The sequence below is a fragment of the Streptococcus constellatus subsp. constellatus genome, assembly GCF_023167545.1.
Taxonomy (GTDB): Bacteria; Bacillota; Bacilli; order Lactobacillales; family Streptococcaceae; genus Streptococcus; species Streptococcus constellatus.
Window position 1 is genome coordinate 832,173 of sequence record NZ_AP014647.1, and the last position, 24,046, is coordinate 856,218.

21 protein-coding genes are annotated in these 24,046 nt (G+C 36.5%); 16 read left to right on the forward strand and 5 right to left on the reverse strand.

The features are described 5' to 3' along the window. Positions 1 to 11 precede the first annotated feature (11 nt). From SCSC_RS04130 to SCSC_RS04140, 3 genes are all read left to right on the forward strand, one after another. Positions 12 to 683, forward strand: coding sequence for an MmcQ/YjbR family DNA-binding protein (locus SCSC_RS04130; protein WP_003069177.1), 672 nt, complete (start codon positions 12 to 14; stop codon positions 681 to 683). Between the two features lie 95 nt (positions 684 to 778). Next, positions 779 to 2,521 carry an ABC transporter ATP-binding protein gene (locus SCSC_RS04135; protein ID WP_006269492.1) on the forward strand — a complete coding sequence of 581 codons (1,743 nt, stop codon included), beginning with the start codon at positions 779 to 781 and terminating at the stop codon, positions 2,519 to 2,521. Next, a complete protein-coding gene (locus tag SCSC_RS04140; protein ID WP_006269561.1) occupies positions 2,521 to 4,263 on the forward strand; it encodes an ABC transporter ATP-binding protein in 1,743 nt (580 codons plus the stop codon). The genes SCSC_RS04135 and SCSC_RS04140 overlap by 1 nt, the downstream gene beginning before the upstream one ends. A gap of 30 nt (positions 4,264 to 4,293) precedes the next feature. On the opposite strand, the gene SCSC_RS04145 is transcribed toward SCSC_RS04140, so the two are convergent. Then, a complete protein-coding gene (locus tag SCSC_RS04145; protein ID WP_006269545.1) occupies positions 4,294 to 5,565 on the reverse strand; it encodes an aminotransferase-like domain-containing protein in 1,272 nt (423 codons plus the stop codon). Between the two features lie 236 nt (positions 5,566 to 5,801). On the opposite strand from SCSC_RS04145, the gene SCSC_RS04150 reads away from it, so the two are divergent. The 3 genes from SCSC_RS04150 (at position 5,802) to rpsU (ending at position 9,047) form a co-directional block, all read left to right on the forward strand. Beyond that, on the forward strand, positions 5,802 to 8,105 hold the full coding sequence (locus SCSC_RS04150) for a CAP domain-containing protein (protein ID WP_006269528.1): 2,304 nt from the start codon (positions 5,802 to 5,804) through the stop codon (positions 8,103 to 8,105). 265 nt (positions 8,106 to 8,370) lie between these two features. Continuing rightward, positions 8,371 to 8,709, forward strand: a complete 339-nt coding sequence (locus SCSC_RS04155; RefSeq protein WP_003069168.1) for an ATP cone domain-containing protein — start codon at positions 8,371 to 8,373, stop codon at positions 8,707 to 8,709. A 161-nt stretch (positions 8,710 to 8,870) separates the two neighbouring features. Beyond that, positions 8,871 to 9,047 (forward strand): 30S ribosomal protein S21, encoded by a 177-nt coding sequence (gene rpsU, locus SCSC_RS04160; protein WP_000048054.1) that lies wholly within the window; start codon positions 8,871 to 8,873, stop codon positions 9,045 to 9,047. Between the two features lie 113 nt (positions 9,048 to 9,160). On the opposite strand, the gene mscL is transcribed toward rpsU, so the two are convergent. Then, positions 9,161 to 9,538 (reverse strand): large conductance mechanosensitive channel protein MscL, encoded by a 378-nt coding sequence (gene mscL, locus SCSC_RS04165; protein WP_006269480.1) that lies wholly within the window; start codon positions 9,536 to 9,538, stop codon positions 9,161 to 9,163. 154 nt (positions 9,539 to 9,692) lie between these two features. Here mscL and dnaG point away from each other — a divergent pair, with 154 nt between their 5' ends. From dnaG to SCSC_RS04210, 9 genes are all read left to right on the forward strand, one after another. Next, on the forward strand, positions 9,693 to 11,468 hold the full coding sequence (gene dnaG / locus SCSC_RS04170; protein WP_006269558.1) for a DNA primase: 1,776 nt from the start codon (positions 9,693 to 9,695) through the stop codon (positions 11,466 to 11,468). A 2-nt stretch (positions 11,469 to 11,470) separates the two neighbouring features. Further along, positions 11,471 to 12,583 carry an RNA polymerase sigma factor RpoD gene (rpoD, locus tag SCSC_RS04175; protein WP_003031450.1) on the forward strand — a complete coding sequence of 371 codons (1,113 nt, stop codon included), beginning with the start codon at positions 11,471 to 11,473 and terminating at the stop codon, positions 12,581 to 12,583. Between the two features lie 18 nt (positions 12,584 to 12,601). After that, complete coding sequence (locus SCSC_RS04180; RefSeq protein ID WP_003069160.1) at positions 12,602 to 12,931, forward strand: metal-sulfur cluster assembly factor; 330 nt, start codon at positions 12,602 to 12,604, stop codon at positions 12,929 to 12,931. A gap of 142 nt (positions 12,932 to 13,073) precedes the next feature. After that, a complete protein-coding gene (gene brnQ / locus SCSC_RS04185) occupies positions 13,074 to 14,402 on the forward strand; it encodes a branched-chain amino acid transport system II carrier protein (protein WP_006269526.1) in 1,329 nt (442 codons plus the stop codon). Positions 14,403 to 14,542: 140 nt separating this feature from the next. After that, complete coding sequence (ccdA2, locus tag SCSC_RS04190; protein WP_003069152.1) at positions 14,543 to 15,253, forward strand: thiol-disulfide oxidoreductase-associated membrane protein CcdA2; 711 nt, start codon at positions 14,543 to 14,545, stop codon at positions 15,251 to 15,253. Positions 15,254 to 15,269: 16 nt separating this feature from the next. Then, entirely contained in the window at positions 15,270 to 15,854 is a 585-nt protein-coding gene (locus tag SCSC_RS04195; protein WP_006269481.1) for a redoxin family protein, read from the forward strand. A 12-nt stretch (positions 15,855 to 15,866) separates the two neighbouring features. After that, complete coding sequence (gene msrB / locus SCSC_RS04200) at positions 15,867 to 16,976, forward strand: peptide-methionine (R)-S-oxide reductase MsrB (RefSeq protein WP_006269564.1); 1,110 nt, start codon at positions 15,867 to 15,869, stop codon at positions 16,974 to 16,976. 57 nt (positions 16,977 to 17,033) lie between these two features. After that, complete coding sequence (locus SCSC_RS04205) at positions 17,034 to 17,768, forward strand: response regulator transcription factor (RefSeq protein ID WP_006269551.1); 735 nt, start codon at positions 17,034 to 17,036, stop codon at positions 17,766 to 17,768. Next, positions 17,765 to 19,477: a cache domain-containing sensor histidine kinase gene (locus SCSC_RS04210; protein ID WP_006269559.1), complete on the forward strand. Its 1,713-nt coding sequence runs from the start codon at positions 17,765 to 17,767 to the stop codon at positions 19,475 to 19,477. Before SCSC_RS04205 ends, SCSC_RS04210 begins: the two co-directional genes overlap by 4 nt. Positions 19,478 to 19,504: 27 nt before the next feature. On the opposite strand, the gene SCSC_RS04215 is transcribed toward SCSC_RS04210, so the two are convergent. From SCSC_RS04215 to SCSC_RS04225, 3 genes are read right to left on the reverse strand one after another with little or no spacing between them, the layout of a single operon-like run. Then, the gene (locus SCSC_RS04215; protein WP_006269586.1) at positions 19,505 to 20,284 is read right to left on the reverse strand and encodes an ABC transporter permease; all 780 of its coding nucleotides are present in this window, start codon (positions 20,282 to 20,284) and stop codon (positions 19,505 to 19,507) included. A gap of 2 nt (positions 20,285 to 20,286) precedes the next feature. Next, complete coding sequence (locus tag SCSC_RS04220) at positions 20,287 to 21,066, reverse strand: ABC transporter permease (RefSeq protein WP_006269473.1); 780 nt, start codon at positions 21,064 to 21,066, stop codon at positions 20,287 to 20,289. Continuing rightward, on the reverse strand, positions 21,059 to 22,042 hold the full coding sequence (locus SCSC_RS04225) for an ABC transporter ATP-binding protein (protein ID WP_006269571.1): 984 nt from the start codon (positions 22,040 to 22,042) through the stop codon (positions 21,059 to 21,061). Before SCSC_RS04225 ends, SCSC_RS04220 begins: the two co-directional genes overlap by 8 nt. 544 nt (positions 22,043 to 22,586) lie before the next feature. Here SCSC_RS04225 and nox point away from each other — a divergent pair. Further along, on the forward strand, positions 22,587 to 23,960 hold the full coding sequence (gene nox / locus SCSC_RS04230; protein ID WP_006269524.1) for a H2O-forming NADH oxidase: 1,374 nt from the start codon (positions 22,587 to 22,589) through the stop codon (positions 23,958 to 23,960). Positions 23,961 to 24,046: the final 86 nt, after the last annotated feature.

The following is a 24,046-nucleotide window of genomic DNA, read 5'->3' on the forward strand; positions in this document are numbered from 1 at the left end:
AAGTAAAAATCATGTTAGACTTATTTGAGAAATACCAAGCAAATCCAGAAAAATTACAAGCCTTTGGTTTTGAAAAAAGAGGAGTAGAGTTTGTTTATTCTCAGGAAATAATGAAGGGCGACTTTTTATTACAACTAAAATTACAGGGTGAGAAGCTGGACTACCAAGTGCTTGATCAAGAAACAGGCGATGAATACGTGCAGGTCAAAATGGAGCAGATGATGGGTGAATTTGTCGGACAGGTTCGTGAAGCTTGTCAAGAGATTTTCCTGATGATTCGAGCTAACTGTTTTGACGAAGTTGGCTTTCTTTATAAACAGAGTAGCCGTTTGCAAGATTATGTTGCAAAAACCTATGATGGAAAGCTAGAATACCTCTGGGAAAAGTCTTCCAGGAAGAGTTCTACCAAAGCTGGAGTTTTCCGTCATCAGGACAGTAAAAAATGGTATGGGGCCTTTCTGACTACAGATTGGTCTAAGTTTGAAGCAGATCGAAGTGGTATTATTGAGATACTTAATATTAAGAATGAACATGTGGTAGAGCTAATTCAGAGAAAGGGGATCTACCCAGCCTTTCACATGAACAAAAAATATTGGCTTAGCCTGCCCTTGGATGATACTTTAACAGATATAGAACTTTTTGCTCTTTTGGACGAAAGTTTTACATTAACCAAAAAGAAATGAGAAACACAGTTAGCTTGCACTGACTGTGTTTTATTTTTACGAGTGATTGTACAAAATAGTGTATAATGGTAATCAGCAATAATTGAGGAGAGAATATGAATCTTATCAGAAAATTAGGTTGGTTTTTCAAGCTAGAGAGAAAGCGGTATATAATTGGAATTCTAGCCTTGTCTTTGGTTAGTGTTTTTAATTTAATCCCCCCTAGAGTAATTGGTGTGGTAGTTGACCGTATTGCTAGTCGAAATCTAACATCAAACCAATTAGTTTTAAATCTTTCGGTTTTGCTTGCTTCAGCTTTTATCATGTATGGACTGCGTTATCTTTGGCGGCTATATATTTTTGGTACAGCAAATCATTTGGGAAGACTGTTGCGTTCTCGGCTTTTTGAGCATTTTACTAAAATGTCTCCGTCTTTTTATCAAAAATATCGAACAGGAGACTTGATGGCGCATGCAACAAATGATATTAATGCAGTTGTGAGCGTGGCAGGTGGAGGCGTTATGTCGGCAGTAGATGCCACTATCACAGCTCTGGTAACGCTGTTGACTATGTTTTTTGTTTTAGACTGGCGCCTGACTTTGATTGCCACTTTACCATTGCCATTTCTTTCTTGGGGAACGAGTCTAATTGGGCGAAAAAATCATGAGAGTTTTAAGGCAGCCCAAGAAGCTTTTTCTGATTTGAACAATAAGGTGCAGGAAAGTGTTTCGGGAATTAAAGTGACTAAATCATTTGGCTATCAAACAGCAGAAAGTCAATCTTTTGCAAAAATAAATCAGGATGTCTATGAAAAAAATATTCTAGCTGCAAAATACAATTCTCTCTTTGATCCTATGGTGTTGATTTTCATCGGCTTATCTTATGCTTTAACCTTGATTTTTGGTGGACTGTTCATCTCTAGAGGACAATTTACAGTTGGAGAATTAGTAACATTTATCACTTATCTGGATATGTTAGTGTGGCCTTTGCAGGCAATGGGTTATCTTTTTAATATTAGCCAGAGGGGGGCAGTTTCTTATGAGCGGATTGAGCGACTACTAGTAGAAAATACTGATGTTAAAGAGGTAAAAAATCCCGTTTCCCCTATCCAAAACGGTCGTTTGGTCTATAACATTAAATGTTTTTCTTATGAGGAAACAGCAACTTTGTCCAATATTCATTTTTCATTAGAAAAAGGGCAAACGCTAGGAATCGTCGGACAAACAGGTTCTGGTAAGACAACACTTTTGCGCTTACTGATGAGAGAACAAGATATTCAGGAAGGTGATATTTATCTGAATGATCATGATATTCGAGAGTATAGATTAAAGGATTTGCGGAGTTTGATTGGTTATGTACCGCAGGAGCAGGTTCTTTTTGCAATGTCAATTATAGATAATATTCGATTTGCAAATCCAAGTCTATCAGATGATGAAGTGATTCAAAGTAGTAAGCTGTGTGGTCTTTATGAAGATATTGTTGCCATGCCAGCAGGTTTTCATACGATTGTTGGTGAGAGAGGTGTGTCTCTTTCAGGGGGACAAAAGCAACGTTTAGCAATAAGTCGAGCACTTGTTCTTAAACCAGATATTTTAATATTGGACGACTCTTTATCTGCTGTTGATGCTAAAACAGAACGCTTGATTTTGAAAAACCTCAAAACAGAAAGAGACGACAAAACAACTATTATTACCGCCCACAGACTGTCAGCAGTTGTTCATGCTGATTTGATTTTAGTGATGGAAAATGGACGAATTAAAGAACGGGGTACTCACCAAGAATTATTAACTCAAAATGGTTGGTATGCACAAACTTATCATAAACAACAATTGGCAGAAAATCTAAAGGAGGATCAATAATGAGAAAACAAGTAACCTTTTATCGCCTTCTAACTTATATGTGGCGTTATAAATGGATTAGCATTTTGGCGCTCGTTTTCATCTTTGCGACAACCTTGGTAACGACAACTTTGCCACTTTTAGCTCGCTATTTCATTGACCATTTTATTAGTCGTTATCAGATTATGATAGGTTTTTATGTTCTGATTATGTACTATGCTCTTTTTCTTTTGCGAGTGTTTTTTACTTTCTTGGGACAATATTCTTTTGCGCGTGTGGCACATAGCATTGTACGTGATTTGCGTCAGGAAAGTTTTGAAAATATTGAACATTTAGGGATGGTCTATTTTGATCAGACCCCAGCAGGAGCGATTGTCTCCCGTTTGACAAATGATACACAAGCGGTTGCAGATATGTTTAGTAGTATTTTTTCAAGTTTTTTAAGCTCTATTTTTATTCTTGTTGTAACATTGGTGACGATGTTTAGCTTGAATTGGCGATTGACAGGTCTTATTGTACTCTTTTTACCAGTCATATTAGGTTCCATTTTGCTTTATCAACGCTTATCTCATCGTCTCCTCAAGCTTGTCAGAAGTAAACTAAGCGATTTGAATGTTAAACTTTCTGAAAGTATTGAGGGAATGCGTATTATTCAGGCATTTGGTCAGGAAAATCGATTAATAAAGGAATTTGAAACTATTAACGGTGAGCATTTGGATTATACAGTTCGCTATCTTAATATTAATAGCCTTTTTCTGCGGCCAGCCATGTCTTTGTTGAAAATTTTAGCTTATGCGGTCATTTTAGCTTATTTTGGTTTTACTTGGCAAATTGCAGGAGTAACAGCCGGAGTTATGTATGCCTTTGTCCAATATATCAATCAGCTTTTTAATCCTTTGATTGATTTGATGCAGAATTATTCTGTTTTGCAAACATCTATGGTAGCTGCAGACCGCGTTTTTGAAATCATGGACTGTAAAGATTATGAACCTAAGCAAACCAATTTACGGCTAGAGATTACAGATGGAAAGATTGAATTTCGGCATGTTTCCTTTTCATATGATGGCAAGCATGATATTCTTAAGGATATCTCATTTTCAGTCAAACAAGGGGAGACAATTGCTTTTGTCGGTGCAACGGGCTCAGGCAAGTCTTCTATCATCAATCTCTTTCTGCATTTTTATGAATTTGAAAGAGGAGAAATTTTAATTGATAATCAAAACATTAAGGATTACGGCCAAGCTGAACTGCGTCGCAATGTTGGATTAGTTCTTCAAGACCCATTCCTTTATCATGGTACCATTGCTTCTAATATCAAAATGTATCAAGAAAATCTAGGACGAGAAGAGATTATAGAAGCTGCTAAATTTGTTGACGCGCACGACTTTATCAGTCGGCTACCTGCAAACTACGATAGCCCGGTGACAGAGAGAGGGGCGACTTTTTCGAGTGGTCAAAGACAATTGCTAGCTTTCGCTAGAACAATTGCAAGCAAACCTAAAATCTTAATTTTGGATGAAGCAACCGCCAATATTGATTCAGAGACTGAGGAACTGATTCAGGCTTCGCTGAGAAAAATGCGTCAAGGACGAACGACTATTGCCATCGCTCACCGCCTGTCCACTATTCAGGATGCTAACTGTATTTATGTGATGGAGCAAGGACGAATTATCGAATCAGGCACTCACGAGGAACTCTTAACTCTCAACGGTACTTATTATAAAATGTACCAACTTCAAGCAGGTATGATGGGAGAGGAGTGATTTCTTAGAAAAAAGGAGCTTCGGCTCCTTTTATAAATATTTATTTAAATGTTGTAAGGTTTTTTCTAGATTTTCATATCTAATTTTTGCGTATTGATAAGGACAATCGTGTATATAGCTTGCTTCAAAAAAATCCAATGGTAGATTGCTATGTTTGAGGGTGCTGACAGATTTAAGTCCACGTAGATCCAGTAAGATAGCATCTCTATTTAGAAAGTAGGGAAGTTTGAGTTGATTTTCACTTAAAAGTTTTTTAGCTCTCATTACTTCTTTTTCTTGTTTATTGAGAAGAAAAAGACGATTTTTCTCAAACATAAGATTATCAATGTAAAGAGATAAGGCTTTTTGCATGATGAGATTGCTATCGTAGTCTACTGCTTTCTTATAAGCAATGAAAGCCGATTGAATATCCGATGGCAATAGTAGAGCTGCTATTCGTAAGGCGGGAAAAAGACTGGCAGAAAAAGATTTGATATAGATGACATGCTGGCTATCATCCAAGTAATGGAAAGTCAGTTCGCACTTGCTGTCAAAGTCAGCCAAATAATCATCTTCTACGATATAAACATCATAAAGCTGAGCAAGACGAATGATTTCCTCTTTTTCTTTTCGGTTGTAAGAATGTCCTAAGGGGTAGTGAAAGCGTGGAATGGTATAGAAAAACTTGATATGACCCGTTCGGAAAATCCACTCTAACTTTTTTAGATTGATTCCTTCTGGAGTCCGTTCAATCGTTTGATAAGGAAGTTTTTGGGCAGTTAGCAAATCGTTTATTCGATGATAAGTCGGCTGCTCAACTAAAATTTCATGTTTTTCGTTTGGAAAGACAATTTGCGACAGAATATAAAGAGCTTGCTGGGTACCAGAGGTTAGAACCAGTTTGTCGGCAGATGTGTAAACAGCTGAATCGAGAAGCAGTTGCTGAACCGACTGACGCAAGTCCTCCAACCCTTCCTGCTGTGAATAGTAGTTAAAAAGATAATTTTCTCGTCCAATCAGTGTTTCATTGAGACAAATTCGAAAATCTTCATAAATTTGGTGGCGGTCATCCCTGACAGATAATTCCATATCTTGCTGATCTTCCAGACTATTTTCTAAGACATAGTAGCCACTCTTGGGAACAGCATAGATGTATTTTTGATATTTTAATTCCATTAGTGCCTTCTGGGCTGTATCTTTGCTGCAATGATACTTATCTGCTAACTTACGAATAGAAGGAATCTTCTGCCCCTTGAGCAATTTCCCATTTTGAATATCTTGACGAATCCGATCTACGATACATTGATATTTAGATTTTGGCATCTTAACTGTCCCCGTACAGAAGAAATTTTCTTTATTGTAGCGTATTTTGAAATCTTTTACAATCAGGAAATGATAGTTTGTGTTGTATAAGATTGTCCTGTGGATTACTCTCCACTAAATAATCAGTGTAAAAGAAATTTAATGAAATAGTTATCTGCGTAATACATTAGTGGAATTGTAATTTGGGTTGAAATGGTTTATAATAAAAAATAGCAAGTATATTAGGAGGTCCTCTAATGGAGAGAAAACTAAAAAAGTCAGTCGTTGCGACCGGTTTAGCTGCAACAACAATTATTTCGGGTAGTTTATCACATCAAGTAAGCGCCGAAGAAGTAAAACCACAATCTACTGAACCAAAGACATCTGAAAAAATTACCAAACCAGTTACAGAATCTGACGTTCAATCAGCAAAATTGGAAGCAAATGCTGCGAAAGTTCAGAAAGATACACAACAGAAAGTTGTAGATAAAGTAAAAGAGGATGTAAATACTTCAAAGGAAGCGGTCGTAAATAGACAGAAAGCCGTAGCAGATGCAGAAACAGAAAAAAATGCAGCAACTTCAGAAGTGATTGAAGCTGCAAAAGAAAAAGTAAAAACAGCAGAGGACACCGTTGTAACAGAGGAGAAGAAGGTTCAAGAAGCAAAGTGTTCGGAAGAAAAGGCAAAAGAAGCTGTTAAAAATCAAGAAAATATTGTAGCGGGGCAGCAATCACTTGTTGATGTTGCACAACGTGAATTAGACACAGCTAAAGCTCCAGTTGCCAATGAGGAACACGATCTTAACCGCGCAAAAGAAGAAGAAAAACAAGCGGAAAAGAATTTGGCAGAAAAGCAAAAAAATCTTGCTACAGTGAAAGAAGAAATCGCTAATCTTCCTAAAGAAATCAATGCAGCTACTGAACAAGTCAAGCAAAGTGAGCAAAAAGTTGCAGAAAATCAAGCGGCTATTGATCAAAAAGCTGCTGAAGTAACCCGCGCTGAACAATCAGTTGCTAATAGAAGAAATGTTGACTTGAGTAAAGCAGCCTATGGTGAATTTTTGCAACATGCTAAAACAAATGGAGCCAACCAAGCGATTCGTAATGCAGCTGCTGAAGCTCTAGCGACTTATGAAAGAGCTAAACATGAAGACGGTATTACAGTTGGTTCTGATTCAACAAGTCCAGCAACTTTAGAAAATAATTTAAAAGCGATTGAATTGGTTAGGGCAATCAATGCTTACCGTAGACAAGCTGGATTAAAAGAACTGTTGATTGATCCTTACAAGAATCCAGCCAGCCAAGTCCAAACTCTTTATTTTAGAAGAGCAAATTGGCATATGGGCAAATATTTTGGCAATGAAAACGTGGCCATTAATAGCTCTGTAAGAGGAGCGGTTGACTATTGGTATAAAGAAAAAGCCTTATATATGGCTGAGGCAGCTAAGTATGGGCTAACAACAAATGAGCGAGACATTGATTCCAATAAAATTTATACTACTCTTTACAAGCGAGGTCAGCTTGATTTCTTCTACAAAGTTGGTCACTATCTTCAAATGATGGATAAAAACTTTAATTCGATTTCAGCAGCATATTATAGTAATCCAAATCCATATAATAATTTATATGAAGTTGGTTTCCACACAGCATCTAATGAACGCTTCAATAACGGTACTCTTCTTAGCGCAGATGCTTATGAGCAAGCAATCCGTAATTTTGCTGGTGCTGCAAAAGCCGCAAATGCACAAGCGACAGCAGCCAAGAATCAATTAGGTGTGTTGCGAGCTCAAAGAACGGGTTATGTATCTACTTTAAATATCCAAAAGGCAAAATTAGCAGACCTTCAAAAATTAGCTGCGAATCGTTCGGCTGCTCTTGCTACTGCGAATGCTGGAGTGATTACAGCCGAAGCAGCTTTGACAAAAGCGAAACAAAATGTTGTGACAAAAGAAGCAGCTTTGAAGCGTGCAACTGCAGCTATTGCATCCAAGTTGGCGCCAAAACAAGCAGCGTTAGCAAAAGAACAAGGATTACTGGAAACCGCTAAAAATAAGTTAGCAGAACTAAAGAAAGCCTTAATTACAGCAGAATTGAATGTTGCTAAAGCAAAAGATGCTTTGCAAACTAGTCAAACTGCACTAAAAGTAGCACAAGATAACTTGGTAAAATTACAAAATGCACCACAAGCACTTGAAGCAGCTCAAAAGGCTTTTCAAGCTGCACAAGCTGATTATGCTGCTAAGGTTAAAATGTTAAATGAGGAAGAAACAAAACTGGCTATTTCTCGTTCAATTTATACCAAGTTACAAGAAAACTACGAACAATTGCAAAGTCAACTTCCTACGAAGGCTCAAAAAGAAACAGGTGTAGAAGTACAAAGATTACACTTATCTAGAACTTACCAACCAAAACCATTGCTAGTTAGACAACAACAAAATAGCAGTCAAAAAGTTCTGCCTGCTACTGGTACCAAAACCAATCAGGTTGCTGCATTAGGACTGCTACTTGGTTTGGGAACTTTATCCAGTGCTCGCCGTCGTAAAAGAAATAACGAAGATTAAATAGCTGAAGATTTTAGAAAAGTCTAATCTTTTGACCCAAAGACAAACAACTCTATTTTTAAGTGTTTGTCTTTTTTAGATTGAGAGATTAAAAACTAACATTGAAGAATGAAAATGTTTGTAAATAAAATCAGGCTTGAGAAAGCGTAATTTTCATCTACTAAACTTCTCAAAATATCTATCGTTTTGAGAATTAGTGAAAAAATAGTATAATATTTTTACTGTACTAAGTACACGAAACTAACTAATTTTAAAGGAGTTTCTCATGCAAGTCATCAAACGTAATGGAGAAGTTACTGATTTTAATCCAGATAAAATTTATCAAGCTATTCTGAAAGCAGCACAAACAGTCTATGTCTTGACAGATGATCTACGTCAAAATTTAGCACTTGTAACCAAAAAGGTAGTGCTAGATTTGGAAGAAGCGAGGGTTGAGCGAGCTACTATTAGTATGATCCAATCTATGGTAGAAAATCGTCTGTTAGGTGCTGGTTATATTACGATTGCTGAGCATTACATTTCCTATCGCTTGCAACGTGATTTAGATCGGAATGGCTATGGCGATCATATCGCAGTTCATTTGCATTTTGAACAAATCCGATAAATTTGTAGCCTAGATTACAGAATGAGGTAGTTATCAGATGCTCAATCAATTTTTTCATTTTCTCCCAAAAACAGACACATTCCACATTCTCATGGGACTTGACAAGTGTATTTCAATATGATAAAATTTAAAGGATTTTAAGCTTGAAGGGAGTGAAAAAAATGTCAAAAACAGTAGTACGTAAGAATGAATCCCTTGACGATGCTCTTCGTCGTTTTAAACGTGCGGTTACTAAAGCTGGTACTCTTCAAGAAACACGCAAACGTGAATTCTATGAAAAACCTTCTGTAAAACGCAAACGCAAATCAGAAGCAGCTCGTAAACGTAAAAAATTCTAATATTAGAAAAAGCAGGATTGAAATCCTGTTTTTTTGTTTCTATTTCAAAAGAAAAGAGTCTGAGATAAAAATTTTCTCAAACTCCTACAATGTTTTATTTTTCTCCCAAATCTCTATTTCTTTTCGAGCAAGGCTTTGATTTCTTGAAGAACTTCTAATTCAGTTGGTCCTGCGGATTCTTCTACAGTATCTTCTTTTTTAGTAAGGTTTTGTGCTTTTTCAACAGACTTAACGATGAAGAAGAGGACTGTTCCAATGACGAGGAAATTGATAATAGCACTCAAGAAGCTGCCGTATGCAATTCCATTCCATTTTAGACCAGCAATTTGTTCTACACCAGCAGCTTTTATAGCTGGATTGAGAAACAAAGGAGTAATAACGTCTTCAATCAATGATTTGACGATGGCTCCAAAAGCATTAGCGATGACGACACCGACCGCTAGGTCAATCACGTTACCGCGAAGAAGAAAGTTTTTTAATTCCTTTAACATTTTCTTTTTCCTTTCAAAATACTAAACTATATTATATCTAAAAAAAGGGGAAAGTCAATAAAATGTCTAAAAAATATAGTGAATATTTTACTTTTTGGTAAATTTATTATAAAATGTAAGTTGTTATTCTATGATAAATTGGGGGTGTTGTCTATTGATTGATAAAGAAATCATTTCTGATATTAAAAATAGCGTCAATATCGTCGAAATCATAGGAGAAGTCGTTGCTCTAACAAAGGCCGGAAGGAATTATCTGGGGCTTTGTCCTTTTCATGGGGAAAAAACTCCATCATTCAATGTAGTAGAAGAAAAACAATTTTATCACTGTTTTGGCTGTGGGAAGTCAGGTGATGTCTTTAAATTTATTGAAGATTATCGCGGCGTTTCTTTTATGGACGCTATACAAATTGTTGCCGATCGTGCAGGGTTTCCGTTAGAAATAGAGCATAGTAGAACAGAACAGTCAACTCATACTAATCCTCATCAAGCACTTTATGACATTCACACGGAAGCTGCAAGGTTTTATCATGCAGTATTGATGACAACAAAGATAGGAGAAGAAGCACGTTCTTATCTTTATGAGCGTGGCTTGACAGATGAGGTGATAAAGCATTTTCAAATCGGCTTAGCGCCTAATGAAAACAACTATCTTTATAGAAGTGTTAGTGGGAAATTTGACGAACACGTCATTATGAATTCAGGTTTATTTAACTTGGCTGATAATAATCTGGTTTATGATGCTTTTCAAAATCGGATTATGTTTCCGTTGACAAATGATACAGGGCAAGTTATTGCTTTTTCGGGTCGTGTTTGGCAGGCTAATGATATAGAGCAGAAAGTTGCTAAATATAAAAATAGCCGCAGCACACCAATTTTCAATAAAAGTTATGAGTTGTATCATCTAGACAAAGCTAAAGCGACTATCAAGAGAAGTCATGAAGTTTACTTAATGGAAGGCTTTATGGATGTTATTGCAGCTTATCGCGCTGGAATTGAAAATGCTGTGGCTTCTATGGGGACAGCTTTGACGCATGAGCATGTAGAGCATCTTCGTAAGTTCACAAAGAAAGTCATTTTAACATACGATGGTGATAAAGCGGGACAGGCAGCAACACAAAAAGCACTGGATGAATTACATAATTTGTCAGTTGAAATTGTTAGGATTCCCGATAATATGGATCCAGATGAGTTTATCAAAAAAAATTCTGCTGACGATTTACAAAATTTACTTATCAAAACACGAATTAGTGATATAGAATTTCTTTTAAACTATCTGAAGCCAGATAATGTAGAAAACTTGCAAGCTCAGCTAGAATTTGTGGAGCGAATGTCGCCTTTGATTGCACAAGTCAAGTCGATTACTGCACAGAATTCATATATTTATATGTTAGCTGAGCTGTTACCTGATTTTGACTATCAGCAGGTGGAGCAAGCTGTTAATAATCATCGCCTGGTCAATAGAAAAGAACAGCAACAGCAAGTTCGTCAGCAGGTGACACGATTTGATATTCCAATAACGAAGCAAGTATCGCGATTGATTAAAGCTGAAAGTCATCTCTTGCAACGTATGATTGAGAATCCTGTCATCTTAAATGATTATCGTTTAAGAGAAGATTTTCATTTTGCAACAGCAGAATTGCAAACTTTGTATAATATTTTAAAAACGAATGGTGAAGTTACGCCACAAGATTTATCTGAACAAAATGACTCAGTACAGCAATCCTGGTATCGGGTTTTAGAAGAGAATCTGCCCAAAGAGGTATCTGAGCAGGAGCTAGTCGAAGTGGAACAGACTCGAGATAAAGAATTGCTTCGAAAAGAAAATCAATTGATTGGCAAAAAAGTTCGTGAAGCATCTCACAATGGTGATGCAGATACGGCATTAACAGAGTTAGAGCGATTTATTGCTCAAAAAAGGAGAATGGAGTAAGAATGGCTACAAAACAAAAAGAAGTAACAACTTTTGATGTTCAAGTTGCAGAATTTATTCGCAACCATAAAAAAACTGGTACAGCAACCGATGATGAGATCAATGATCAATTAGTCATTCCATTTACTTTAAATGCTGATGGTATTGAGGATCTTCTTCAACGAATTCAGGACGCAGGGATTGCTATTACGGATAAAGAGGGCAACCCAAGTGAACGGGTCTTAAATACAGAGGAAGAAGAAGCTGAATTAACAGATGAGGAGTTGCTTGGTAGCAATTCTGCTAAAGTAAACGACCCTGTCCGTATGTATTTAAAGGAAATTGGTGTTGTTCCGCTGTTGACCAATGAAGAAGAGCAAGAATTAGCTGTTCTCGTGGAACAAGGCGATTTAGAAGCCAAGCAACGTTTGGCGGAAGCTAATTTGCGGTTGGTCGTTTCCATCGCTAAGCGCTATGTTGGGCGTGGCATGCAGTTTCTTGACTTGATTCAAGAAGGAAATATGGGATTGATGAAAGCTGTTGATAAGTTTGACTATACTAAAGGTTTCAAATTTTCAACATATGCTACTTGGTGGATTCGTCAAGCGATTACTCGTGCGATTGCCGATCAAGCTCGTACAATTCGAATTCCGGTTCATATGGTCGAAACAATCAATAAATTAGTACGGGAACAACGCAATCTTTTGCAGGAATTGGGGCAAGATCCAACGCCAGAGCAAATTGCAGAGCGGATGGACATGACGCCTGATAAAGTCCGTGAAATTTTGAAGATTGCACAAGAACCTGTTTCTCTTGAAACACCAATTGGAGAGGAAGATGATAGTCATTTGGGTGATTTCATTGAGGATGAGGTTATTGAAAATCCAGTTGATTATACAACGCGTATCGTTTTGCGTGAGCAATTAGATGAAGTTCTTGATACATTAACAGACCGTGAAGAAAATGTGCTGCGTCTGCGTTTTGGGCTAGATGATGGGAAAATGCGTACACTGGAAGATGTTGGAAAAGTATTTAACGTAACTCGTGAACGGATTCGACAAATTGAGGCTAAAGCCCTGCGCAAATTGCGTCATCCAAGTCGTAGCAAACCGCTTCGTGACTTTATTGAGGATTAGTAGATAAAAGGAGACACCATGACATACACAAATGAACAAATTGATGATATTAAAAATCGTATCTTGGAAAGTTTGGAACAAGTTATTGATCCTGAATTAGGAATTGATATTGTTAATCTTGGTTTGGTCTATGAAATTCGTTTCAATGACGAAAATGGTGAAACGCAGATTGATATGACTTTAACTACTATGGGATGTCCGTTGGCTGATTTCTTGACTGATCAAATCCGTGACGTGATGACCGATGTGCCAGAAGTTAGCAAAGTAGACGTGAGATTAGTATGGTATCCGGCATGGACTGTAGATAAAATGAGTCGCTATGCACGTATTGCTTTAGGAATTAAATAAAGCAAAAAAAGCAGTGCAATCTATTTTGTTGTGCTGCTTTTAATTTTAATCTAAATATTCAGAATTCATAAAATATTTAAAATTATATCGGAGTTTTTTGAATTATAAAAAATGAATCTATCAAAATTTTTAAGGAGATAAGATGATAAAAAAAGGAGCATTAACAGGATTACTCTTGTTCGGAATATTTTTCGGCGCAGGTAATTTAATTTTTCCGCCAACTTTAGGAGCCATGTCAGGTAAGAATTTTTGGCCAGCAATTTCTGGATTTGTACTTTCGGGAGTTGGAATTGCTATTTTGACATTGATTATTGGTGCATTAAATCCAAAAGGTTATGTTTATGAGATTTCTAAAAAGATTTCTCCGTGGTTTGCAACGAGTTACTTAGTGGCTCTTTATTTAGCAATTGGTCCTTTTTTTGCCATACCACGGACAGCAACTACCTCCTATGAAGTTGGGATTGCACCATTGCTTCCGAGTAATATGACTGGTTTGGGACTCATTATTTTTACAATTTTATATTTTGTATCTGCTTATCTGATTTCATTAAATCCTTCTAAAATTTTGGATCGGATTGGTCGTATTTTGACCCCTGTCTTTGCCATCTTGATTATCATTTTAATCATTTTAGGAGTCATTAAATATGGGGCTACCGTACCACAAATAGCTAGTGCAGAATACGCAAAGGCAGCTTTTGGATCCGGCTTTCTTGAAGGGTATAATACGCTTGACGCACTTGCTTCTGTTGCCTTTAGTGTTATTGCTGTCCAAACATTGAACCAACTTGGTTTTGCCAATAAAAAAGAATATATTTCGACTATTTGGATTGTTGGAGTGGTTGTGGCACTTGGGTTTAGTGCGTTGTATATTGGATTGGCTTTCTTAGGGAATCATTTCCCAATTCCTGCTGATGTAATGGCGTCTGATGCCAATAAAGGGGTCTATGTCTTGTCCCGAGCTACACAGGCTATTTTTGGACCAACAGCGCAAATTTTCCTTGCTGTAATGGTGATAGTGACTTGTTTTACCACAACGGTCGGTTTGATTGTCTCAACATCTGAATTTTTCAATAAAACGTTTCCTGCGATTGCTTACAAAACTTATGCGACAGTCTTTACATTGATTGGATTTGCAATTGCAAATCTTGGCTTGGAAACAATTATTCAGTATTCTGTGCCAGTTTTACAAATTCTTTATCCAATTACTATTGCAATCGTAATGATTGTGATGGTCAATAAATTTGTTGCCTTATCTAAAGTAGGGATGCAATTGACAGTAGCCGTTGTGACAGCTATCGCCTTTGCAAGTATTATTGGACAACAATTTAAATTAACTGCTCTTATAAGTATAATCAACACCCTACCGCTTGCCCAAGCATCTATTCCTTGGCTAATACCAACAGTTATTGGAATTATAGTCTCTTTGTTTTTACCAAACAAGCAAAAAAGCGATACTTTTGAAATGGAATAATCTCAAGAAGTCTATCACGAAAGTGGTAGATTTTTTTATGACCATATTAAATTCAAGTTTTTTCAAATCGTCGTCTCTATTTTTTTTTGCTCATCACATATATACTAGCTATATAAAGAAAATTAGTAAGGAGAAAAGGTATGGCATCAACCGTATTTTCAATTTCTGTATTTTTGGCCGGTATCTTATCTTTCTTCTCGCCGTGTATTTTACCTCTCTTACCGGTGTATGTTGGAATTTTGTTAGATACAGACGAGCCGAGGACAGTGACTGTTTTGGGAAAGAAAATCTCTTGGTATGGCATTGTAAAAACACTATTTTTCATTGCTGGTTTATCAGTTGTATTTCTAATTCTTGGATATGGAGCAGGATTTTTAGGAAAAATCTTGAACGCTGATTGGTTTCGTTATGTACTGGGGGCTATTGTCATTCTACTTGGTATTCATCAAATGGAGTTGATAAATTTCAAGGTATTACAACGACAAAAAAGTCTCCAATTAAAGCAAAATAAGAATAGGAATGATTTTTACAATGCTTTCTTATTAGGTGTAACTTTTAGTTTTGGTTGGACACCTTGTGTTGGCCCAGTCCTTAGTTCAGTATTAGCTATTGCTGCTTCTGGTGGAAATGGAGCTTGGCAAGGTGGATTGCTCATGTTGGTTTATACCCTAGGATTAGCTATCCCATTTCTTATTTTAGCTTTTGCTTCTTCAATTGTATTGCGCCATTTTGGGAAAATTAAACCTTATATGAGCACATTGAAGAAGATTGGAGGGGCTCTCATTATTTTAATGGGAATCTTACTCATGCTAGGAAATTTCAACGTTCTGGCTTCAATATTTGGTGGATAAAAAAGGAGGAAATCCCATGAAAAAATCAATGTTAGTTGTTACGAGTTTGTTATGTGCTACCTTTTTAGGTGCATGTGCAAATCAAAAAACAAATTCTTCAGCAAATGATACAAATAAAACTGAACAAGGACAAGTAGCTAACAAGAACAATGAGGTTACTGCTACAAAAGCAAATCAAGGAGAAGCTGTTCCTGATTTTAATCTAAAAGGAGTCGATGGCAAGACTTATAAACTATCAGATTTTAAAGGAAAGAAAGTTTATTTGAAATTCTGGGCATCATGGTGCTCAATCTGTCTATCCACGCTGAAACACACGGATGAATTGGCGAAAGAAAATGGCAAAGACTACGTTATTTTATCAGTCGTTTCTCCAGGTCATAAGGGTGAAAAATCAGAAGCAGATTTCAAAAAGTGGTATTCAAAACTAGATTATAAAAACTTACCTGTTTTGATTGATTCAAGCGGAAAATTACTAGAGCAATATGGAGTTCGTTCTTATCCAACAGCCGCATTTATTGATAGTAATGGAAAATTAGTTAAAACTCGTCCAGGTTTTATCAAAAAGTCTGAAATTGAATCAACTCTGAAAAGTATCAAATAGGAGGTAATGACAATGGATCACAAAATGAAATTGCTTTTACTCCTCGGATCCATTTTACTTATCCTTGGTACAATTGTTTTAGGTGGGCGTTTTATGACAACGAAGTCTTCTATTGACAAAATAAAAGAAGCGTCCGTTAGCCAAACGACACCCGTCAACAACAAGAAACCTGATTTGAAAAATGCTAATTTAAAACATATTTATCTTGCAGGTGGCTGTTTCTGGGGGGTGGAAGAATATTTCTCTCGTGTAAATGGTGTAGTAGACGCAGTTTCTGGCTATGCGAACGGAAATAGCGAAACAACGAATTATGAACTAATCTCACAAACTAAACACGCTGAAACGGTTCATGTGACTTATGATGCCAATAAAATTTCTTTAAGAGAAATCTTGCTGCATTACTTTAGAATTATCGATCCAACCAGCAAAAATAAACAAGGAAATGACCGTGGCGTACAATATCGCACAGGAGTATATTACAAAGATCAAGCTGATGTTGAAACGATTAACAAGGTTTTTGAAGAACAAAGCAAAAAATTTAAAACAACTTTGGCGGTTGAAAAAGAGCCGCTCAAACATTTTATCAAAGCTGAAGAATACCATCAAGATTATTTGAAGAAAAATCCAAACGGATATTGTCATATCAATGTTAAACAGGCTGCCTATCCAGTCATTGATGCTTCTAAATATAAAAAACCGTCAGATGCTGAAATTAAGAAAAAACTGACAGAGGAAGAGTATGCAGTGACTCAAAAAGATGATACAGAGCGCGCTTTTTCAAATCGTTATTGGGATAAATTTGATGCAGGAATCTATGTCGATGTTGTAACAGGTGAGCCATTATTCTCATCAAAAGATAAATTTGAATCAGGCTGTGGCTGGCCAAGCTTTACACGTCCGATTAGCCCGGATGTCGCAAACTATAAAGAAGACCATAGCTTTAATATGACTCGGACAGAAGTTCGAAGTCGCGTTGGAAATTCCCATCTGGGGCATGTTTTTACAGATGGTCCTAAAGATAAAGGTGGACTTCGTTATTGTATTAATAGCTTGTCTATCAAGTTTATTCCTAAAGACCAAATGGAAAGCAAAGGTTATGGATATTTATTGAACTATGTCTAACAGCATTTTAAGAAAAAATTTGCTATAATGAGTTTAGTAAATGGTAGGAGCGCGCTCGTGTATTCAATTATGATTGTAGAAGATGAATACCTTGTTCGACAAGGTATTTCGTCTTTAGTAGACTTTAAAAAATTTAACATGCAAGTGATAGGTGAGGCTGAAAATGGTTTAGAGGCTTGGGAAAAGATTCAAGCAGAATGCCCAGATATTATCCTGACTGATATTAATATGCCTCAGATGAATGGTATTAAATTAGCCCAATTAGCAAGAGAACAGTATCCGCAATTACATATTATTTTTCTGACGGGGTATGACGATTTTGATTATGCTCTTTCGGCTGTTAAATTGGGTGCAGATGATTATTTGCTGAAGCCATTTTCGAGAGAAGATGTTGAAGCTATGTTGATAAAAGTAAAAGAAAAATTGGATAAGGAAAAGAAACAGCAACAAGTGCATGAGTTAGTGGAGAAAGCAGAGTTTTCGGACTTGGAGCAAGCGATTCATGACCGATTAGCTGACACAGAATTATCCTTGAAATCTTTATCATTTCAATTGGGCTTCAATTCTTCCTATTTAAGTGTATTGATTAAAAAAGAGCTAGGCTTGCCATTCCAAGATTATTTAATTCAGGAACGAATGAAGCGAGCTAAATTACTATTGCTGACGACGGATTTAAAAGTGTATGAAATAGCAGAGCAAGTTGGATTTGAGGATATGAATTATTTTTCTCAACGCTTTAAGCAAATCGTTGGAGTGACACCTCGGCAATTTAAAAAAGGAGACAGTAAATGAAACGTTATTCGCTGCTGATTCAGTTAGTGATTTATGTTTTTGTGATGATATTAGTTCTTTTAGGAATTGTTGGAGGGTTGTACTATCAAACTAGCTCGGCGGCTATTCGACAAACGACGGAGCAAACGACGCGTAATACCATTCAACAAAGTGGACAATTTATCACTTCTTATTTACAAAAGCTAAAAGAAACTACCAGCAGTTTAGCTGAAAGCGATAAAGTAAAAGCGTATGCTCAAAAGCCCGATGCGGATAATGCTGAACAGCTTCGTCAGTTGATGGGAATGATTTTAAAGACAGATTCAGATTTGGTATCCGCTGTTTTGGTAACAAAAAATGGCAATCTCATCTCAACTGATCCCAATTTAACAGTGAAAACATCTAATGATATGATGCAAGAACGTTGGTATCAGGATGCCATTCACAAAGGGACTATGCCTGTCTTAACACCAGCGCGCAAAACTGTTGATAAGGTAGAAGCTGCTGAAAAATGGGTTGTGTCCATTACACAAGAGGTAGTGGATAAAGATGGGAAAAATCTAGGAGTTGTTCGACTTGATATTGGTTACAAGACGTTGGAAGCCTATCTAGATCGCCTGCAACTGGGGAAAGACGGTTTTACCTTCATTGTGAATGACAAACATGATTTTGTCTATCATCCAAAGAAAACAGTTTATTCATCCGCTACTGAAATGCGTGCGATGGCGCCCTATATTGCTGCAAAAAATGGTTATGTAAAATCAAAGCAGGCCTACGTATCTCAGTACAAAATTCCACATAGTGACTGGACCTTGATTGGTGTGTCTTCTATGGAGCAACTGCATGCTGTGCAAAAACAAATTCTTTGGTCTTTTATCGGAACAGGATTATTAGCTTTAGGTATTTGTCTTATTGGCATTTGGTTTATCTTGCGTTTATGGATTAAGCCCTTGCATGAGTTGCAAGAGACCATTTTAGCTATCGGATCTGGGAATGCGCACTTGCGAGCTGTTGAAAAAGGATCCCCTGAGTTGATTGATTTGGCCAAGCAGTTTAATACAATGCTCAATCAGATTGACAAATTGATGATGGCTGTCAAAGAAGAAGAGCAAAATGTCAGAAAGTATGAATTACAGGCACTTTCCAGTCAAATTAACCCTCATTTTTTGTACAATACATTAGATACCATTGTTTGGATGGCAGAATTTAACGATAGCAAACGTGTTGTAGAAGTCACAAAATCACTGGCTAAGTATTTCCGTTTGGCACTTAATCAAGGTCATGAACAAATTTCTCTCAAGGATGAAATTGATCATGTTCGACAATATTTGTTCATTCAAAAACAGCGGTATGGAGAGAAATTACAGTATGAAATTGAAGAGTTAAGTGCTTATGATAATTATCAGATTCCAAAATTAATTTTGCAGCCTTTGGTTGAAAATGCGATTTATCATGGTATCAAGGAAATGAATCGTCAAGGGATGATTCGAGTTAGTGTTTATGAAAATAGTCATCAACTAATTCTTTCCATTTACGATAATGGCCGAGGATTTGTCACTCATGATACAGCTGATACCCTCCTGATGCACCTAGGTGGTGTCGGTTTGAAGAATGTTAATCAGCGTTTACAATTACAATTTGGTAAATCCTATCACATGGAAATTAAATCTGAAGAAAATACTTATACGGAGATTCGTCTCTATTTTCCAAAGACAAATAAAACCAACTGATGAAAGATTTCAGTTGGTTTTTAATATTTAATTCCCAACACTGGAGAATTTTTTCATGCCGTATTTGAATAGAGCATAGTTGATAGTAAAAATAACAAGTAGGACTAAAGGAAGTAGCAAACCAATCCAGCTTAGATTTAAAAAATAAAGAGCTGGAAAAAAAGAAGTAAAAGCATAAGGAAATACAAAAATTAGTATCAATTGGATAAAGGTTGGGTAAATTTTGATAGGGTATTGTGCCATTTGATTGAGGGAGAAAATCCCCATTGTGATAGGGAAAGATTCGACAATCCAAAAAGCAAGAGCAGTAGGTCCTAATTGAATAGCAGCATAGAGTAAACCAATACAAATACAGATAAAGACAAAGAGAAGTAGATGAAAAATGTTCCAGTGCAGTCCGAGTAAATGATAGGCTTGATAAGTTGCAATAGCTCCCATCAGTGTTGTGCCAAATCCTTGTAGCTGCACGCGTTCACAAATTAGCTGAAAAAGAGGATTGATGGGCATGATAAGCAGGCGTTCAAACTCACCTTTGCGAATATAGCGGCTTCCAAACATCCAAAGATTGTCAAAGAAAATCAGGTGAATTGAACGTCCGATAGTTGCCATTCCATAAATAAATAGCATTTGTCCATAGTTGAATCCAGCAATTTCCTTGATATTTGCAAATAATACATTTAAAAAGATTAAATAAACAATCTGTTCAATCAAAGAAGAAATAAGTCCAATAAAGAAGTCCATCCTATAAGACATACTAGCAATCAAGTAAGCTTTGAGGTTATAAAAATAAATGCTGATGTATTTCATCTTCAACCTCCTAAAATAACTAAACGACGTTTAGCTTGATACCAAAGAAAAGTAATGAAAGCTGAAAGTATCGGAATCCAAGCCAATTGAATCCAGAAGAGTTCAAAATTAACCTGTCTTTTCAAAAGGATATTGACCGGAAAATTAACAGCAAAGCTATAAGGTAATAGTTTCAAAATGTTTGCAATATTTTCTGGATAAAAACTTAGTGGCAAAAGCGCTCCTGAAGCGAGTGAAAAAAGCCCGTTTCTGAGAATCAAAATTCCCCAAGTATTTGCCGTGAAGAAGGCTGTTAAGCTAAATCCTAAATCTAACAGGAGGATGATAAACATTCCTAATAAACTAGAAAATAGGAAAAGCAATCCTGTCTGCCAATTTGGAAGATAAAGCTGTCCTTGAAGCAAAGGGATAACTAATAAAATTGGAATGAATTTGACAATTTCAACGATTTTGACAGCAAAGTCTTGGAAAAAGAGAGAAGTAATGAGGGAATAAGGATAGAGTAGCTCGCCAGTAATATTCCCATCAACAATCATTATAGACAAATCCCGTCCAATGCTGAAACTATTTAGATTTCCCAGTAGATTTGCAAAGATAATATAGGTTGTGAACGTTTCTAAAGTATAACCATTGACTTGAGATTGGGTGAAAAAAATGGTTTTCCAAACGAAAATAGAGACCAGCACTTGTATGAAAGTACGAATCAGGGTCGCGACAAAGAAAGATTTATATTGAAGTTGCGTAATAAGAGCTAATCGTGTGATATGAATATATTTACTCATCAAGCCCCTCCTCATAAATTTGTTTGACGATATTTTCAATTGTCAATTCTTTGATAGCTAGGTCTTCGATTGAATAATGCTCAAAAATCTGATTGATAACTTGGGCATTAGTATAAATATCCGTCTGATAATGAATATTGAAATGATAAGAGTCAATTTTCTCAAAACGAAAACCATTGATTTGGAACAGCTCTTCTATTGGCGTTTGCGTTTTGAAAGAAATGGTTTTAATTGTTGAAAACTTTTCTCTTAATTGCGTCAGACTTCCGTCATAAACCTTTTTGCCCTTATCAATAATGAAAATTCGTTCGCAGAGCGACTCAATATCCTGCATATCATGAGACGTAATGAGGAAAGTTGTCTGATACTCTTTATTCATAAAGCGAATGAAAGAGCGGATGGTTTCTTTTACACTGGCATCAAGACCGATTGTAGGTTCATCCAAGAAAACAACGGCAGGTTGATGAATGAATATAGCAGCAAATTCGCAGCGAACTCGTTGCCCGAGCGAAAGATTACGAACAGGCTGGTGAATAAAATCTCCTAGCTGCAACAGCTCAATTAATTGCTCCAAGCGTTCCTCAAAAACTTTATCAGGAACGTCATAGATCTTCGCATGTAAAATAAAAGATTCCAGCACAGGGATATCCCAACGTAAATGTGATTTTTGTCCGAACAAAACGCCAATTTGCTTATTGACTGCTGTGCGATGTTTCTGTGGGGTAAGTCCATTAATTTTAACACTGCCTCGATCTGGATAAAGAACACCCGTCAGCATTTTTATAGTCGTGGATTTTCCGCTTCCATTCGAACCGATATAACCAATAATTTCACCTTTTTGAACCGTTAATGAAATATTCTGTACAGCATGAATTTGTTTTTTCTTAGGGCGAAAAAAGGCTTTGATAGAACCTTTAAGACCTAATTCTTTCTCGACAATACTATATGTCTTATATAATTGATTTGCTTCAATCATCATTATCTCCTTGTGGCAGAAAACGTTTGCGTATATTCATTATTATAGCAAGTTCACGAAATCTGCGCAAGTGAGTCTTATGGAATAATCTTTTGCACAGAAAAAAGGATGAGACAAGATTTCTCAACCTTTTCTTTAGATCAATGACTGGAAACAGCAGAAGTAGCATCTCCTTCACCTGCACCGTCACTGTGGCTACCTGCATCCGAAGCGCCAGAAGTAGTGTCGACACTGGCTTGACCACCTACAAGACGTCATCAATACCTTTTATTATATCTTTATTGTAACAGATAAATAGTACTTTCATAAAGTTTTTCTAAATAATTTTATGATAATGACAAAGGAACTATCTACCTCAAACAGAATAATACCGTCTGGAGGGAGCTTACATACATTGAGATTAGAAATGAAATCATTCATGAAAAGTTCTATTAAATTGATAAGAAATGTAATATTTTTCAGTTTTATGAACAAATATATTGTAAACGTTCACACGAGATGTTATAATAAGTCTGTAAATTAAAATTAAGGTAGGAATTGCTCTATGAGTAAAATTGTCGTTATCGGTGCCAATCATGCCGGCACAGCTTGTATCAATACGATGCTTGACAACTTTGGAAATGAAAATGAAATTGTTGTGTTTGATCAAAATTCAAATATTTCATTTTTAGGATGTGGAATGGCACTTTGGATTGGAAAACAAATTGATGGTCCAGAAGGTTTGTTCTATTCAGATAAAGAAAAGCTTGAAGCTAAAGGTGCTAAAGTTTATATGGAAAGTCCTGTTTTGTCCGTTGATTACGACAAAAAAGAAGTGACTGCACTTGTAAATGGGCAAAAGCATGTAGAATCTTATGAAAAATTGATTTTTGCAACAGGTTCACAACCAATTATTCCAGCAATAAAAGGCGTAGAAATTGTTGAAGGTAATCGCGAATTTAAAGCAACTCTTGAAAATATTCAATTTGTAAAATTGTATCAAAATTCTGCCGAAGTGATTGAAAAGCTGAAAAACAACGAAGGTATTAATCGTGTTGCTGTTGTGGGAGCTGGTTACATTGGTGTTGAACTGGCAGAAGCTTTCGAACGTCTCGGAAAAGAAGTGACCTTGATTGATGTGGCAGACACTTGTCTTGCTGGTTACTACGATCGTGAATTGTCTGACTTGATGAGTAAAAACTTGGCAGATCATGGCATTAAACTTGCCTATGGTCAAACTGTGCAAGCGGTTGAAGGTGAAGGCAAAGTTGAACGGATTGTAACGGATAAAGAAACGTTTGATGTTGACATGGTCATTATGGCTGTTGGCTTCCGTCCAAACACGGCTCTTGGCGCTGGCAAAATTAAGCTTTTCCATAACGGTGCTTTCCTTGTTGATAAAAAACAAGAAACAAGCATTCCAGGAGTTTATGCAGTTGGTGACTGTGCAACGATTTATGACAATGCTCTAGATGATATGAGTTATATCGCCCTTGCTTCAAATGCTGTTCGTTCAGGTATTGTCGGAGCTTACAACGCTACTGGTCATGAGTTAGAAGGCATTGGTGTGCAAGGTTCAAACGGTATCAACATTTACGACCTTAAAATGGTTTCAACTGGTTTGACCTTAGAAAAAGCAAAAGCTGCTGGTTACAATGCCGTCGAAACTGGCTTTAACGACCTTCAAAAGCCAGAATTTATCAAACACGATAACTATGAAGTAGCTATTCGTATCGTATTTGATAAAGATACACGTGTTATCCTTGGAGCACAAATGGCTTCGCACGAAGATATTTCAATGGGCATTCATCTCTTCTCACTCGCAATCCAAGAAAAAGTGACCATTGATAAATTGGCATTGACAGATATTTTCTTCCTGCCACACTTTAACAAGCCTTATAACTACATTACAATGGCAGCTTTGACAGCTGAAAAATAAGGATAAGATATTGAGTTTACAAACCAGTTTCGTATGAGGCTGGTTTGATTTTTTATCTAGATTTCATTCTCCAAAACAATTTCCGC

Bases quoted from the DNA above. Each gene is read 5' to 3' on its own strand.
- SCSC_RS04130 (WP_003069177.1), top strand. From the start codon at position 12: ATGTTAGACTTATTTGAGAAATACCAAGCAAATCCAGAAAAATTACAA.
- SCSC_RS04135 (WP_006269492.1), top strand. From the start codon at position 779: ATGAATCTTATCAGAAAATTAGGTTGGTTTTTCAAGCTAGAGAGAAAG.
- SCSC_RS04140 (WP_006269561.1), top strand. From the start codon at position 2,521: ATGAGAAAACAAGTAACCTTTTATCGCCTTCTAACTTATATGTGGCGT.
- SCSC_RS04145 (WP_006269545.1), bottom strand. From the start codon at position 5,565: ATGCCAAAATCTAAATATCAATGTATCGTAGATCGGATTCGTCAAGAT.
- SCSC_RS04150 (WP_006269528.1), top strand. From the start codon at position 5,802: ATGGAGAGAAAACTAAAAAAGTCAGTCGTTGCGACCGGTTTAGCTGCA.
- SCSC_RS04155 (WP_003069168.1), top strand. From the start codon at position 8,371: ATGCAAGTCATCAAACGTAATGGAGAAGTTACTGATTTTAATCCAGAT.
- rpsU (WP_000048054.1), top strand. From the start codon at position 8,871: ATGTCAAAAACAGTAGTACGTAAGAATGAATCCCTTGACGATGCTCTT.
- mscL (WP_006269480.1), bottom strand. From the start codon at position 9,538: ATGTTAAAGGAATTAAAAAACTTTCTTCTTCGCGGTAACGTGATTGAC.
- rpoD (WP_003031450.1), top strand. From the start codon at position 11,471: ATGGCTACAAAACAAAAAGAAGTAACAACTTTTGATGTTCAAGTTGCA.
- SCSC_RS04180 (WP_003069160.1), top strand. From the start codon at position 12,602: ATGACATACACAAATGAACAAATTGATGATATTAAAAATCGTATCTTG.
- brnQ (WP_006269526.1), top strand. From the start codon at position 13,074: ATGATAAAAAAAGGAGCATTAACAGGATTACTCTTGTTCGGAATATTT.
- ccdA2 (WP_003069152.1), top strand. From the start codon at position 14,543: ATGGCATCAACCGTATTTTCAATTTCTGTATTTTTGGCCGGTATCTTA.
- SCSC_RS04195 (WP_006269481.1), top strand. From the start codon at position 15,270: ATGAAAAAATCAATGTTAGTTGTTACGAGTTTGTTATGTGCTACCTTT.
- msrB (WP_006269564.1), top strand. From the start codon at position 15,867: ATGGATCACAAAATGAAATTGCTTTTACTCCTCGGATCCATTTTACTT.
- SCSC_RS04210 (WP_006269559.1), top strand. From the start codon at position 17,765: ATGAAACGTTATTCGCTGCTGATTCAGTTAGTGATTTATGTTTTTGTG.
- SCSC_RS04215 (WP_006269586.1), bottom strand. From the start codon at position 20,284: ATGAAATACATCAGCATTTATTTTTATAACCTCAAAGCTTACTTGATT.
- SCSC_RS04220 (WP_006269473.1), bottom strand. From the start codon at position 21,066: ATGAGTAAATATATTCATATCACACGATTAGCTCTTATTACGCAACTT.
- SCSC_RS04225 (WP_006269571.1), bottom strand. From the start codon at position 22,042: ATGATTGAAGCAAATCAATTATATAAGACATATAGTATTGTCGAGAAA.
- nox (WP_006269524.1), top strand. From the start codon at position 22,587: ATGAGTAAAATTGTCGTTATCGGTGCCAATCATGCCGGCACAGCTTGT.